Raw genomic sequence first — 13,998 nt, forward strand, 5'->3', positions numbered from 1 at the left:
ATCAGTCCGCGTGGGCGACAGAGACCGGATGGTCTCCGGCTGTGCGGCTGTCGACATCCACGACGACCGACAGGCCCGCGCGAATGGCGCGCGTTTCAAGGGCCTTTTGGGGAATGTTGATCCGGACCGGAACGCGCTGGACAATCTTTGTGAAATTTCCGGTGGCGTTTTCGGCGGGCAGCAGGGAGAAAATGGCGCCCGTCGCTGGTGCTACAGAGGCAACCGTGCCGTCAAAGCTCCGCCCCGGCAGGGCGTCGAAGGTCAGATGGACCTTGGCACCGGGGGCAACCCCTTCCATCTGGGTTTCCTTGAAGTTGGCCTCAATATAGTAGCTGCGGTCCGGGACCAGCGCGGCAAGACGCTTGCCGGCTGTCACCAGATCTCCCTTTTCGATCGCAATATTGGCAATGGTGCCGCTGGTGGGCGCGCGCAGCACTGTCATGTCGAGATTGCGCTGTGCCTGGGCCACGTCCAGCTCCAGTTCCTGGCGTTGGCTCCTTGCCTCGCCATATTGCCCTTCAAGCACCGCGATTTCGGCTTTGGCGCTGTCGGCGGCCGCTTTGGCACTGGCCAGCTTGGCCTGGGCCGTATCCTGGTCCTCGGTGGCGCTGTCCATCTGGGCCTGAGAGGTGACCTTCCGGGCCACAAGGTCGCTGATCCGGCTGAAGCTGATCCTCGCATTGCGCAGTTGGGCCTTGGCAGCGTCCCGGTTCGCTTCGGCCTGGGCAACGGAAGCCCGGGCGGCTTCGATCTGGGCCTTGATGCGTTTGAGTGTCTGGCTGGCAGTCTCGACCTTGCGTTTGGCCAGATTGAGAGCGATCCGGAAATCGCCATCGTCCAGCTTAACCAGAATGTCTCCGGCCTTGACATGGTCGTTGTCGGAAACCGAAAGCACCTTCACATATCCCTGCACCCGGGAGGAAATCAGGGTGATGTCGGCCTGAACATATGCGTCGTCGGTTGAGACCATGAAGCGGCCGGTGGTCCACCATGCGTGTCCCTCATAGGCCCCCCCTGTGAGAGCGGCCAGAGCAATGAGGCCGGGAAGCACGCGTTTGCGCCAGGAGCGTCTTGCCTTTGCGGGCGTCCCGGACGCTGGGGACTGATCCAGGCTGTCCCTGGTCACCGGCTGTGACTGTGAGCGCTGAGGCTGATCAATCGGATCGTGTTTCATGAAAAGGGCTTTTCGGGGTTCGGGGAGACGGGTTTTGCCTGCCCGGGATATGATTTGCCGGTCGAAATGCGTCGAACCAGTTGGTTCGATTGAGCAGATAGCGCTGACGATGCCGGGTTTCAAGGGTTTATCGAACCAGATGGTTCGATTATATTCCAGACTCTGGAGGTTTTGATGGATACACGAATTTTGGCCCCGGACGGATCGCGCGAGCGCACCTGCGAAGACAAACCCGGCCGCCATGCCGCAGGCGAGGACCCGGTCAAGCGAGACCTGATATTAGATGGTGCGGGCAAGGTGTTTTTTGAAAAGGGGTTTGACGCGGCGAGCATGAACGACATCTGCCGCGCAGCAGGTGTGTCCAAGGGCACGCTCTATGTCTATTTTGCCGACAAGGTCGATCTGTTCGAGGCCCTTGTGGACCGCGAACGCCAACGGTTTTATCCCGAGATGGCAGCCGCGCTTGAGGTCGAAGGGTCCATGCGCGACAAGCTGGCCGCCTTCGGGCGCTGTATCGCCGGGATCCTGAGTTCGGAACAGGTTATCCAAGCACAACGAGTGGTCATAGGTGCGGCAAACAAGATGCCGGATCTGGGAGCCCGGTTTTACAGTGAAGGCGCTGGCAGAGCAGCGGCCCTGCTTGGCCGCTTCCTTCAAACGGAGATCGCAGCCGGGCGGCTTCAGGTCAGGGAGATCGACTTGGCCGTTTATCATTTCAACGATCTGGTGGCGGGGCATCTGTGGCGCAAACGGCTGTTTGCCATTCTGCAGGAAGCGCCTTCAGATGACGAAATCAACCGTCATGTCGACGCCGGTGTGGATGCGTTTCTGGCAGCCTATTGCAGCGCACCGGCATGACCCGGAGCCAACGGGAGCAGACACCGGATCGCAGGTGACTGTTTCAAGAAATGCCTGAAACTGCAGGCCGGATTTTGGTCTATAAAAAGAAAAACACCGGAGGTGATACGTGTCACGCTATGTTCGCAATCTCAGGGGCTATGGCCCGTTTCCGCCGGACCCGAAATGGCCGGGCAACGCCCGGGTGGCGGTTCAGTTTGTCCTCAATTACGAGGAAGGCGGAGAGAATTGCGTGCTGCATGGGGATGCGGCCTCAGAAGCTTTCCTTTCCGATATTGCCGGAGCCGCCCCATGGCAGGGGCAGCGGCACTGGAACATGGAATCCATATATGAATATGGCGCCCGGGCCGGATTCTGGCGCTTGCACCGCCTGTTCACCAGGGCCGGCATTCCGCTGACCATCTACGGGGTGGCGACAGCGCTCGCCCGCAGTCCGGAGCAGGTCGAGGCCATGAAGGAAGCGGGCTGGGAAATCGCGAGCCATGGCCTGAAATGGGTTGAGCACAAGGACATGCCTGCAGAGGAAGAACGGGCGGCGATTGCCGAAACCATCCGTCTGCATACGGAAGTCGTTGGGGAACGCCCGCGCGGCTGGTATACCGGCCGCTGTTCGGAAAACACGGTCCGTCTGGTCGCCGAAGAAGGGGGCTTTGACTATATCTCCGACACCTATGATGACGATCTGCCCTATTGGCTGGAAGTGGAGGACCGGGATCAGCTGATCATTCCCTACACCCTGGAAGCCAATGACATGCGCTTTGCCGTCTCTCCCGGTTGGACCGACGGGGAGGATTTCTTCAACTATCTGCGCAATGCCTTTGACGTGCTCTACGCGGAAGGCGATGAGGACGTGCCGAAAATGATGTCGGTCGGTCTGCATTGCCGTCTCGCCGGGCGTCCGGGAAAGATCACCGCGCTGCAGAAATTTCTTCAGCATATCCAGGCCCATGACGGGGTCTGGTGCCCGCGCCGGATCGATATCGCAGCCCATTGGCGGGCCCAGCATCCGCATCGGCGCAGCCTGAAGCCGAGCCGGATGGACCGCGCGGAGTTTGTGGAGCGTTTTGGTGGCATTTTTGAGCATTCACCCTGGATTGCGGAGCGCGCCTTTGATCTGGAACTCGGCCCGGCCCATGATTGCGCCGCCGGGGTTCACAATGCCCTGTGCCGCATGTTCCGCTCCGCCAGCGAAGACGAGCGTCTTGGGGTTTTGAACGCCCATCCGGATCTGGCGGGCAAACTTGCCCAGGCGGGGCGTTTGACGGCGGAAAGCGCCTCTGAACAGGCGCAGGCCGGACTGGATCTTCTGACCGACGAGGAGCGGGAGACCTTCACTGCGCTCAATTCAGCTTATGTGGAGAAACATGGGTTTCCGTTCATCATTGCCGTTCGGGATCATGACAAGCCATCCATTCTGGCCGCTTTTGAACGGCGGATCGGCAATGACCGGGAGACCGAATTCCGCGAAGCCTGTTTTCAGGTGGAGCGCATTGCCCGGCACCGGCTGAAGGACCTTTTGCCGTGACGGGGACCGGGAAACCAAACCCCGGCCTGACGGCCGTGCCGCTGACTGTGGCCGCCTTTGCGCCCTATGGTGAGGTGATGGAGGTGTCGGGCGCCCCGGACAAGATTATCAATCAGGGCATGTGCGGCCGTCACCACGATCTGGCAGCGCTCGACTTCGGATCCGGGCGCGCCGGCATCAGCCTGTTTGATGCCAAGGCGCGCGCGCTGCCCTACAAGGTCGATATGGTGGAGCGGCACCCGGACGGCAGCCAGGCCTTCATTCCGGTCGATGGGGTGCCCATGCTGGTGATTGTTGCCAGCGACAAGGATGGTCAGCCGGTCAACCTGAAAGCCTTTGTCAGCCAGCCCGGGCAGTCGGTCAATCTGCACCGGGGCACCTGGCACGGGGTGCTCGCTCCGCTTGGGAAACCCGGCAGGTTCGTTGTGGTTGACCGGATCGGCGAAGGGGACAATCTGGAAGAATTCTGGTTTCCCGAGCCCTATATCGTTGAAGCCGTTGTGCAGTAGGGAACATCCCCTGCCATCGGATTTGCCGTTCTCTACCGGACAGCGGATAGCGAGCTATCCGGTGAGGCGGGGCTCAGCCGGGCGCGGTCATCCGTCTGGCCATGTCGATCATGCGCCGGGAAAATCCCCATTCATTGTCATACCAGCCGAAAATCCGGGCCTGCCGGTCTCCGGCGCTCAAGGTCTCGGGCAGGGCGATCACCAGGGACTCCGGGCGGGCGCGCAAGTCTGTGGAGACAACCCTGTCTGACGTGAAGCCGATCACGGGATTGCCGGCGAAGATCTCCAGCAGCAGGTCATTCACCGGTTTCGCAACGGTCTGTTTAAATGTGACGGTCAGATCGACTGCCGATACGCTGATGGCGGGCACGCGCACGGCGGCGCCGGTGATGCGCCCCTCCAGATGCGGCAGAACCCGAGTGACGAGGTGTGTGGCGCTGGTGGTCGTGGGCACCATGGACACCCCGCCTGCGCGGCTGCGCTCCAGTGGGCCGCGCGGCGCATCCACCATGGGCTGGCTGGCTGTGTAGCAGTGGATCGTGGTCATGTGCCCGGTCTCAATGCCGACGGCCTCTTCCAGGCCGCGCAGCAGCGGGGCCAGCGCATTGGTGGTGCAGGAGCCGTTGGAGACCACCATTTGATCTTTCAGGAGATGATCATTGGCGCCCAGAACCAGGGTGATGTCGGCGGCCGGGGATGGGCCGGAAATCAGTACTTTGGCTGCGCCTGCCACCAGACCCCGTTCGGCGATGTCCCGTGTTTTGGCCTTGCCGGTGCATTCCAGAACAATATCGGCGCCGGTCAGATCGACGGCAGTCAGATCCGATTCCCGGGAAAAGGGGATCGTCAGCCCGTCGACGATGAGACTGCCGTCACCGGCAGCAACCTCCCCGGGATAAGGGCCGAAGACGCTGTCATATCTGAACAGATAGGCGCAGGTCTCCAGGGGGGCGATATCGTTGATCCGCAGCACCTTGATGTCCGAGGGCTGGGGGAACGCCAGGATCTGACGCAAAACGGTCCGGCCGATCCGGCCGAACCCGTTGATGACAATCCGCATTGCAAGGACCTGTTTTGTCTCTGCCTGGATCAGCCGGCGCAACTGGCCCAGAGGGGCGCCGGAACGTTGATCGAAGTTAAAAGGAGCCTCTTGTCTCGGGCCGTCTTTTGAAAGGCCTATCACCTTTTAACGTCTTGATCTTATTTATATTGTCCTTAAGGACAATCTTGGGCCGCCGGATCTTGCCTTAGCGGAGTTAGCCGAAACGGGCAGCCAAACGCAGCGGCATGTGCCGGTTGACGTCCTTGTAAAGCAGATAGCGGAACGGGCCGGGCCCGCCTGCGTAACAGGCCTGCGGGCAGAAGGCGCGCAGCCACATATAGTCCCCGGCCTCCACCTCGACCCAGTCCTGATTGAGCCGGTAGACCGCCTTGCCCTGCAGCACGTAAAGCCCGTGTTCCATCACATGGGTTTCGGCAAAGGGAATGACCGCGCCGGGCTGAAAGGTGACGATGTTCACATGCATGTCGTGGCGCAGATCTTCCGGATCGACAAAACGGGAGGTGGCCCACTTGCCCTCCGTGCCGGGCATGGCGACCGTCGTTGCCTGGCGCTCATGGGTGACGAACAACGCAGGCCGGTCCAGTCCCTCGACCGGTTCATAGGCCTTGCGGATCCAGTGAAAGCGCACGGGGTGATCGCCGTGGTTCCACAAGCTCCAGTCCGTCTCCGGCGGCAGAAAGGCATAGCTGCCTTCCTCCAGCGCATGGGTTTGGCCCTCTGCCGTCAGGGTCGCGCTGCCGTCCACGACAAAGAGCACGCTTTCCGCGGCCCGGTCCGTTTCCGGCCGGTCCGAGCCGCCTTTGGGCGACACTTCCATAATGTATTGGGAAAAGGTTTCGGCGAAGCCGGACAAGGGCCTTGAAAGCACCCAGAGCCGGGTGTTGGACCAGAAGGGCAAGAAGCTGGTTACGATATCGCGCATGGTCCCGCGCGGGATCACCGCATAGGCCTCGGTGAAAACGGCGCGGTCGGTCAACAGGGTGTCCTGGCCGGGATGGCCGCCCTTGGGAGCGTAGAGAGAGTTTGGCACAGCGCATGATCCCGCTTGATTGAGTGATTGCGGAACTATGCCGCGTGCGGCCGGGCGGAACCAGCACGCTTGGCCCATGAGTTCCTGTTTGAATTTCAAGAAAATGGGGCTGCCCGAGGCTCTAGGCGGTTTTCTTGATCATGGCGGAGCGCATGGTCGCCATTTCCGCGCTCAGGAAATCGCAGAAATCCTTGGCGACGATGGAGATCGGCCGGTGGGTCGGCGTCAGGATCGACAGGCCGTTCTGGATGCGCGGGCGAAAGGGGCGGAACACGATCCGGGGCGGCCCCATCCCAAGGCGACCGTCTTCCTGGGCTTTATAGGCCGTCAGCATGTCACAGATGAGCGCGCACAGACCTGCTTCGACAAATTTGAGGCCGGACACGGCGGTCTGAAGCTCAAAGCGCTGGTTGAAATCCACCCCCGCATCGCGGAACCGTGCCAAGGTTTGCTTGTGGCTGCGATGTTCGGAATGCAGAAGCGCCAGCGGATAGCCGTCCAGCTCTTCCGGGGTGATGACTTCCTTGGCGGCCAGAGGGTCCGTTGAGGGAATGGCGCACATGCATTCCAGATCAAAATCGATCTGGTCAAAGGAATTGCGGGCCCGGGGCGTTTCGGTAAAGCCAATGTCGAATTGCTGGGCGGCGATCAGCTCCTCGATTTCCGAGGAAGAGCGGCTTGCCAGCGCCACTTTCACGCTCGGCTTGTCGGCGACGAATTTCGACAGGCTGTTGGGCAGGAAATCAGCGACGGCTTCGGGAATGCCGGCAATGCGCAGCTGGCCATGCTCCCGGTTTGCCAGGCCCCGCAGGGTCCGCTTGGAGATTTCCAGGCGTTTCAGAATGGCTTCGGCTTCTTCGAGAAAGAACTCTGCTTCCGGCGTCGGAACCAGCCGGCCCTGTTCCCTGACGAACAGTTTCAGCTCCAGCTCCGTCTCCAGTCCGGCAATTGTGGAACTGACAGCCGGTTGGGTACGCCCGAGCGTGCGGGCAGCTTCCGAAATGGAACCGCTGCGCATCACTTCGCGAAATGTCGCCAATTGCCGGATTGACAGGTTCATGAGTACTCGAACTGCGCCCCCCTAGCTCACAGGGCCATTAGTGTGTCGCCTAAGGGGCTCAAGGTCAACCACTGTCAATAAAACCTCTGGAATTTCACTGATTTAGCACGGGATTACGGGCCGGGCCCTGTCCACTTGCGGTGCTGGCCGATTGCGTTCGACTCCCGGTTGATTGCCGGGTAGCAATATTTGACAGCGCGTTTGCGCCTGGGCCGAAAGATGTCCAGATCATTCTTCCGCGTCCCAAAGGCGGGTCAGGTCGAAAGCGGCAACGTCTTCCAGCAGCTCGATAAACCCCCTCGCGGCATGGTCCAGCGACAGGCGGCCTTTTTCGGCTGTGGCACGGGTGGCATTGCCAAGGGCGCCGGTTGGATTGAGGTCCTGGGCTTTCCAGCCATACTGGGCCTTGCCGTGGCCGCGCAGGTGTTTGAATTCTGTCAGATAGGTCTGCTGCTCGGAAACAAAATCCTGCGCCAGCTCCATGCGCACCAGCTCCGGGTGAAGGTGCAGCATAAGCGATGTTTCAATGTCGCCGCCATGAATACCATAGGCAAATTCGTCTTGCGGAAACAGTCCGTCCGGCTGACCGAACCGCAGCCAGTTGGTGGCGGTGACGAACATGTTGTGCCTGACGCGCAGGTCCCGGGCCACTATGTCGAGAATGGGCACATTGCCCCCATGGGCATTGATCAGCACCAGTTTGCGGAGACCGGTCCGGGCGACGCTCTCGCCGATTTCGATCCAGGCCTTGGTGACGGTCTCCCAGGAAAGGGTCAGCGTCCCGGGAGAGGAAATGTGCTCGTCCGACTTGCCGATCTGCTGTGTCGGCAAAAAGGTCACCGGTAGAGTGTCGGGCAAAAGCTCCAGAACCCTCTGGATCTGGCCGTTCGCAATGGCAGTGTCGGTGAAGACGGGCAGGTGGGGCCCATGCTGTTCAATGGCTGCGACCGGGAGAACGGCGATCCAGTGTTCCCGGCCGGGGGAGTTGAAATCCTCCGTTGTCATGTCATGCCAGAAGTGCCTGGGCAGCATTGTCCCGTCCCGTACTGTTCTATCGCAAGTTCGGCCCTTGCTTTGCACACCCTGACCGGTCAGGCAAGTGCCGCAAAGAGACAACAAAGAAGAGCAAGGCCCTCACGAAGATATGATCGTGCGGCATGCTCCGGCTTTAAGATATTGCTGATTGTTTCCCGGCAAAGTGGGCTTCATGATCGGCGCTTTGTTGTCCAATACGCCGGCGAACCTTTTGAGAAGCAGTGGTGTCGCGGGCGAACTGGAGCCCGGCGGGGGAGCGGGTGCTTCCGGCCGGGAGCGGGACGCCGTGCGCGACAGTCTGGCCAGCGGGCCGGTCCGCGCCGCCGGAAGCGGTTCCGGTGGTGTGCTGACCAAGCAGGCGGTTCTGGCCCTTCAGGAAACCGATCCGGCTCAGGCGCAGCGCGGCGGTGCCCACTCAGAAGGGCCGTCCGCAGATCTGTCCGCACAGTCTTCCGGTCGTGTTGCCGACGAGGGGCCTGCTGACAGCGGGCCAGCTTCTGCCAGCGCATCGGAGGGCCCGTTAGGGCGTCAGGGCGCCGGGGGACAGGCGCCCGGCGGCCAGGAGGGCGGACTGACCCCTGCACAAACGCAAGACGGGACGCAGGGCGGCGCCCAGGAGGAGGACCCGGATGGCGACGGGCTGAACGAAGCTGAAGAAAAACAGGTGCAAGAACTGGCCAAGCGCGACCGGGAAGTTCGGGCTCATGAACAGGCCCATGCCCGGGTGGGTGGGGCTTATGCCGGGGCGCCGAGCTACACGTTCCAGCAAGGCCCCGACGGCAAACGCTATGCAATTGGCGGCGAAGTTCAGATCGACACATCCAAGGAAAAGACCCCGCAAGAAACTATCCGCAAGATGCAGATTGTCATCCGTGCGGCGCTCGCACCGGCAGAACCTTCGTCCCAGGACCTGAAAGTGGCCCAGCTTGCCCGGTCCCAGCTATCTGAAGCCCAGGCGGAGGCCCGTCAGGCCAAGGCTGAGGACCTGCAGGGGGGCGATGGGGCAAGCGATTCCTTGTCCGGCCCCGGTGCCGGAGCAGAGAAGAAGGGGCCGGAGAAGCCGGCGTCAGAGGGCAAGATGTCTGAAGGTGAAAGGGCACAAGGTGGCGGGCTTCAGAGCAACGGGCCAGAGCCAGCCAATGGCCAGGCCGCCGCGGCCTATCAGTCTGCGCTTCAGAGGGCGCAGGAGGCGGAATCTTTACTGGCCTCTGTTCTGGCCTGACCGGTGTCATCTGGTCTGCCTCATCTGATCAGCCTGATATGATCCTTCCGGCGTGGCTTCGTTTGTCCGCAGCGGTGTCAGGATTGAACCCGGCGCGTGAACGCGCTACAGCCGGAGCTTAAGACTGTCAAAAGACTGGCTGTGCGCTTCGGGTCCGGGCTTCCCCAGGGGCCCAAAGGGCTTTGCCCCATCAAGGTCCTTCCATGCAGGTTCCAAGACATCAGGTTCTGGCCACCCGCCGGGTTGTTGCGGCGCTCTTTTTCCTGGGCGGTGCGATTATCGGCCTGTGGGCATCCCGGATTCCGGAGATTAAGGCATTCACCGGCTTGAGCGAAGGCGCGTTCGGCCTGTTGTTGCTGGTCCTGGCTTTCGGGGCGTTCACCGCCTTTCCGATTGCTGGAAAACTTATGGACCTGCACGGGCCGGCTCTGGTGTCCAAGCTCACGGCGGTGACTACCGTCGCGGCCTTTCTGTGTGTGGGGCTTGCGCCGTCCTTGCCGGTTCTGACGGTTGCCCTCTTTCTGGGCGGGTTTTTCTTCGGCGCGCTGGATGTATCCATGAATGGCTGGGGCGCGGAGGTGGAAAAAGCGCTGGCGCGCCCGGTCATGTCTTCCTTCCACGGGCTGTTCAGCCTGGGCGCGGGCAGCGCGGCGGCGGCGGGCGGCCTGGCCATCCGCCTTGACCTTTCGGTGGCTCAGCATTTCCTTCTTTGCAGCCTCCTGTCTGTACCGGTGCTGGTCTGGGCGTGCCGGCAGCCCTGGCCACGCGCGCAGGAAGGCGGGGCAGAAGAGGGCAAGGCGCCGATTTTTGCCGTGCCTCGTGGCGCCTTGCTGCTGGCCGGTCTGATTGCCCTGATCGCGGCGCTGGGCGAAGGCGCTCTGACCGATTGGGCGGCGCTCTATCAGATCTATGATCTTGGCTATCCGGAATCGATTGCGCCGGTTGCTTTCACGGTCTTTTCTGCCGCGATGGTGATCATGCGCTTTGCCGGTGACCGGGTGGTGGCTCTTTACGGACCGGTCCGTGTGGCCCGGGTCAGCGGGCTTGTGGCGTTTCTGGGCGGGGTGCTTCTGGTGTCCGGCTGGTCCATCTGGGCCGTATGGGCAGGCTGTTTCATTATGGGGATCGGCTATGCGGTGCTGTTCCCGCTGGCCATGTCCCGGGCAGCTGGCGAAACCCGGATGTCCAAAGGCCAGGCGCTTGCCGCTGTTGCCACGCTTGGCTATGGCGCGTTTCTGTTCGGCCCGCCGTTGCTGGGCCTTGTCGGCGAAGCCTTCTCGCTCGGGGCGTCTTTTGCGCTGGTGGCCCTGCTGACGCTGGCTGTGCCGTTTCTTGCAGGTGCGTTGAAGGTTCATGAATAGCGAAATTCCGGTGGTCACTCTCCTTTCAGCTCTCTTTGGGCTTGTTCTACGATCTCGCATCCCAGGCTCGGGAGAATGGCCGCCCGAGTTTCGCTAAGTAAAAGGAATGACCGTCCCGGACACGTTGACAAGGGTCTGAGCCTGCCACCCAGTGCCGGAAATGGTTTCTAAGGCGGCTTATGAGCGTCAGATGCGGGTGGCGGCCCCTTTCTTTTTCGCGCATGCACGAGGGGCGAAGGGCATTTGCCGTGGTAAAATAAGTGTGGTTGTCTCCGGCTGTCATTTGACGGTTAAATAGTCCGGCTAGGTTTCTGCCGCGATGTCAAAAATGACGATTCGGTCTGATCTTCGGGCAGGTATGGGCGATGGCGTTCAACTACAAAAAGAGCATAACATTTCGGCTGGTGCAGGCGGCCAAGGCCCAGCGGGCCCGATCGGGCGCGCATTTGATGCGCATCGGTTTGCATCCTGGGCAGGAACTTGTTCTGAAGGTTCTGGCCGATACGGACGGCCGGACCATGAGCCAGCTGGCGCTTGCGCTGGGTGTGCAGCCGCCAACGGTCACCAAAATGGTGACGCGCCTGTCGACACAAGGTTACGTGCGCCGTCAGGTGTCCGATACGGATGGCCGTCTTGCGCGGGTCTATCTGACCGAGGAAGGCCGGGACCTGGTTGTGTCGGTCGACAAGGCGTGGAAGCGGCTGGAGCGGGAGGCCATGTCCGGTCTTGATGACAAGGACCGCAAGAAACTGCGCAAGTTGCTGCGGCAGGTGGAAAAGAACCTGTCGGTTTCCCTTGATGACGACCCCGAGCATGAAAGCGATTTCGACACGGATGGGGATGAGACCGCCGGCGGGGATGAAAAGAAGGATGCGCCCAAGGCAAGCGGCAAGAGCAAAGAACTCTCAGCCGCCTGACAGGGCTCTTTGGATGCCTTCAAGGCAGAAAGGTCTGGGCGAGGGCACCGAGTAGGGCTGTCGCTATCAGAACGGTGGCGATCCCCCTTTTGGCCAGAAAGACCAGACAGGCCGCAATGGCGGCGATGGCTGCAAGCACCGGATCGAGGCTGGCCGGGTCTGGCCATGAAAAGGCAAACGGGCCTGCCGTCAGCCGGTGGGTCTCCGAAAAGAGCACATGCACCGCGAACCAGATGGCAAGGTTCAGGATTGTTCCGGCAACGGCCGCAGTGATTGCGGAGAGCGCCTTGGCAAGGGGGCGGTTGCCCCGGAGCCTTTCCATCCAGGGAGCGCCTGCCAGCACGAACAGGAAACTTGGGGCGAATGTGACCCAGGTGGTCAGTGCTGCGGCCAAAAGGGCCCCGGTCAGGGGCGAAAACGGCGCCGGAGCCTGCCAGCCGCCCAGAAACCCGACATACTGCGTGACCAGAATAAGCGGGCCGGGAGTTGTTTCGGCCAGCCCGAGACCATCCAGCATTTGCCCTGCGGTCAGCCAGCCTTCCAGATCGACGGCCACCTGGGCCATGTAGCTCAAAAGCGCATAGGCGCCGCCGAAACTGACCACCGCGAGCACGGAGAAGAACCGGGTGATCTCCCCATAAACCGTGCCGGGGGCCAGAACTGCAAGGAGGACAAGGGGCGGGCCAAGCCAGAGTACCGTTCCAAGGACAAGGGTCCGAAGCGTCGCGGCAGGGCTGGCCTTGACGGGCAGCATCTCATGAGCGTTTTCCTGCGGGGTCACCGGAGGGCGCCCGAAGGCAAGGCCCAGGGCGGCGGCAGCCAGGATGACCAGAGGAAACGGCACGGACAGGAAAAACAGGGCGCTGAAAGAAGCCGCACAGATCAGCCATGCAAGCCGGGAGGTGAGCGCCTTCGCCCCGATCTTCATCAGCGCTTGCAGCACGATGGCCAGAACGCCAGCCTTCACGCCGTAAAAAAGGGCCATGACGAGTGATGTGTCGCCAAAGGCCACATAGATATAGCTGACGACAGCCATGGCGAAAGCGCCGGGCAGGATGAACAGCAGCCCGGCAATCAAGCCGCCCAAAGTGCGCCCGCTCAGCCAGCCGCAATAGGTCGCCAATTGCTGTGCCTCCGGTCCGGGCAGAAGCATGCAGTAGTTCAGGGCATGCAGAAACCGGTCCTCCGACAGCCACTTGCGGTTTTCGACGAATTCCTGATGCATCACCGAAATTTGCGCCGCCGGTCCGCCGAAGGACAGCAGCCCCACCTTCAAGGAAACCCGGGTCAGGTCCGCTAGAGACGGGCGTTCGGCCGGTGTTTTGGGGGCGGAGGGACCGTTTTGCGGGTTTTTGAGCATGCAAGGCCTGGCTACTGGGGGCGTCTGAGACGTCCGGATGACTGTGTTGGAGACGGGCAGGCAGAAGACCGCCCGGCTCTGACCGGGCTTGCCTACGCGGCTTTTGTGACGGCTGCGCGACGTTGGTTGCCCTTTGGTAAGATTACGAAAGAGTCATTTGCGCAGCCAGCCTCCACATCCCATTTAGAGAAAATAGTGTTTCTCTGGATTTGTCTTTCGCTGCCTGAAAACCGAGTTGCCGATGCAAAGACAAAACCGTTTTCACCAGGCTAAACGCTGTAGAAACACATCAGATGCTTTCGGAGGCAGATGCCATGACCAGTTTCACTGTGATCCCGGGCAAGGAGACATCCGGAGCCGGCCGGTCTTTTGCACAGACCATCAATGAAGAGCGCGGAGCCCGCAAGGCCGCCGAGTTGCGGCGGCGATTCCGGGCCGCCTCCAGAAAGGCGGCCGGGGCGCCATCCTTTGGCGGGTTTGACGTTTCGCCTTTTGGGTCAGGTGGGACCTCCCTGCGCAAGGATGCAACCGCGCTGATGATCTGGATCGCCCTGGCAATTGTCATTGCTGCTGCCGGGAGCATGATCTTCTAAAGACGCCCTGGCAAAGGACCGTCCCATATATATCCGGAAGGACCGTTTGGAACCCATTTCAATCCGGTTTCAGATCCTCATGGGCCTCCAAGATCCGCCCACAGTCCCTGCCAGCGACGCACATTCGGCAAGTGTGCTCTTGCCGCAAGTCAGACAACCTGAAAGCCGGGCTCCTGAAGAGTTGAACTTACCGGCCTCAACCTGCCGACGCGCGCAGAGTGACTTTCAGTTCATCCGGCCTGAGTGTCAGCCGGGCAATTTTTGATGTTTCAAGAAACCCCGTGCTTTTCG

General features: G+C 61.3%; 13 protein-coding genes. 7 read left to right on the forward strand and 6 right to left on the reverse strand.

Annotated elements, in window-relative coordinates; genetic code table 11:
* Position 1 precedes the first annotated feature (1 nt).
* Positions 2-1,174 carry an HlyD family secretion protein gene (locus ACXAH0_RS05190; RefSeq protein ID WP_475189546.1) on the reverse strand — a complete coding sequence of 391 codons (1,173 nt, stop codon included), beginning with the start codon at positions 1,172-1,174 and terminating at the stop codon, positions 2-4.
* 174 nt (positions 1,175-1,348) lie between these two features.
* Here ACXAH0_RS05190 and ACXAH0_RS05195 point away from each other — a divergent pair, with 174 nt between their 5' ends.
* From ACXAH0_RS05195 to ACXAH0_RS05205, 3 genes are all read left to right on the forward strand, one after another.
* A complete protein-coding gene (locus ACXAH0_RS05195) occupies positions 1,349-2,032 on the forward strand; it encodes a TetR/AcrR family transcriptional regulator (protein ID WP_475184239.1) in 684 nt (227 codons plus the stop codon).
* A gap of 109 nt (positions 2,033-2,141) precedes the next feature.
* Complete coding sequence (gene puuE / locus ACXAH0_RS05200) at positions 2,142-3,557, forward strand: allantoinase PuuE (RefSeq protein WP_475189548.1); 1,416 nt, start codon at positions 2,142-2,144, stop codon at positions 3,555-3,557.
* Positions 3,554-4,066 (forward strand): ureidoglycolate lyase, encoded by a 513-nt coding sequence (locus ACXAH0_RS05205; RefSeq protein WP_475184243.1) that lies wholly within the window; start codon positions 3,554-3,556, stop codon positions 4,064-4,066. The genes puuE and ACXAH0_RS05205 overlap by 4 nt, the downstream gene beginning before the upstream one ends.
* A gap of 73 nt (positions 4,067-4,139) precedes the next feature.
* Here the strand turns inward: ACXAH0_RS05205 and ACXAH0_RS05210 are convergent, their stop codons facing one another.
* The 4 genes from ACXAH0_RS05210 to ACXAH0_RS05225 form a co-directional block, all read right to left on the reverse strand.
* Entirely contained in the window at positions 4,140-5,126 is a 987-nt protein-coding gene (locus ACXAH0_RS05210; protein ID WP_475184245.1) for a type I glyceraldehyde-3-phosphate dehydrogenase, read from the reverse strand.
* 196 nt (positions 5,127-5,322) lie between these two features.
* Positions 5,323-6,159, reverse strand: coding sequence for a bifunctional allantoicase/(S)-ureidoglycine aminohydrolase (locus ACXAH0_RS05215; RefSeq protein ID WP_475189551.1), 837 nt, complete (start codon positions 6,157-6,159; stop codon positions 5,323-5,325).
* A 121-nt stretch (positions 6,160-6,280) separates the two neighbouring features.
* The gene (locus tag ACXAH0_RS05220) at positions 6,281-7,219 is read right to left on the reverse strand and encodes a LysR substrate-binding domain-containing protein (protein WP_475184249.1); all 939 of its coding nucleotides are present in this window, start codon (positions 7,217-7,219) and stop codon (positions 6,281-6,283) included.
* 228 nt (positions 7,220-7,447) lie between these two features.
* Complete coding sequence (locus ACXAH0_RS05225) at positions 7,448-8,251, reverse strand: creatininase family protein (protein ID WP_475189553.1); 804 nt, start codon at positions 8,249-8,251, stop codon at positions 7,448-7,450.
* A gap of 175 nt (positions 8,252-8,426) precedes the next feature.
* Between ACXAH0_RS05225 and ACXAH0_RS05230 the strand changes: the two genes are divergently transcribed.
* The 3 genes from ACXAH0_RS05230 (at position 8,427) to ACXAH0_RS05240 (ending at position 11,754) form a co-directional block, all read left to right on the forward strand.
* Positions 8,427-9,476, forward strand: coding sequence for a putative metalloprotease CJM1_0395 family protein (locus tag ACXAH0_RS05230; RefSeq protein WP_475184253.1), 1,050 nt, complete (start codon positions 8,427-8,429; stop codon positions 9,474-9,476).
* Positions 9,477-9,679: 203 nt separating this feature from the next.
* Complete coding sequence (locus tag ACXAH0_RS05235) at positions 9,680-10,837, forward strand: MFS transporter (RefSeq protein ID WP_475184255.1); 1,158 nt, start codon at positions 9,680-9,682, stop codon at positions 10,835-10,837.
* A 365-nt stretch (positions 10,838-11,202) separates the two neighbouring features.
* Entirely contained in the window at positions 11,203-11,754 is a 552-nt protein-coding gene (locus tag ACXAH0_RS05240; protein ID WP_475189554.1) for a MarR family winged helix-turn-helix transcriptional regulator, read from the forward strand.
* A 19-nt stretch (positions 11,755-11,773) separates the two neighbouring features.
* Here ACXAH0_RS05240 and chrA read toward each other — a convergent pair whose 3' ends face one another.
* Positions 11,774-13,114 (reverse strand): chromate efflux transporter, encoded by a 1,341-nt coding sequence (gene chrA, locus ACXAH0_RS05245; RefSeq protein ID WP_475189555.1) that lies wholly within the window; start codon positions 13,112-13,114, stop codon positions 11,774-11,776.
* A 314-nt stretch (positions 13,115-13,428) separates the two neighbouring features.
* On the opposite strand from chrA, the gene ACXAH0_RS05250 reads away from it, so the two are divergent.
* Positions 13,429-13,707, forward strand: coding sequence for a hypothetical protein (locus ACXAH0_RS05250; RefSeq protein WP_475184261.1), 279 nt, complete (start codon positions 13,429-13,431; stop codon positions 13,705-13,707).
* The last annotated feature ends 291 nt before the right edge of the window (positions 13,708-13,998 follow it).

The sequence above is a fragment of the Roseibium sp. AWQ4_290 genome (assembly GCF_056160985.1).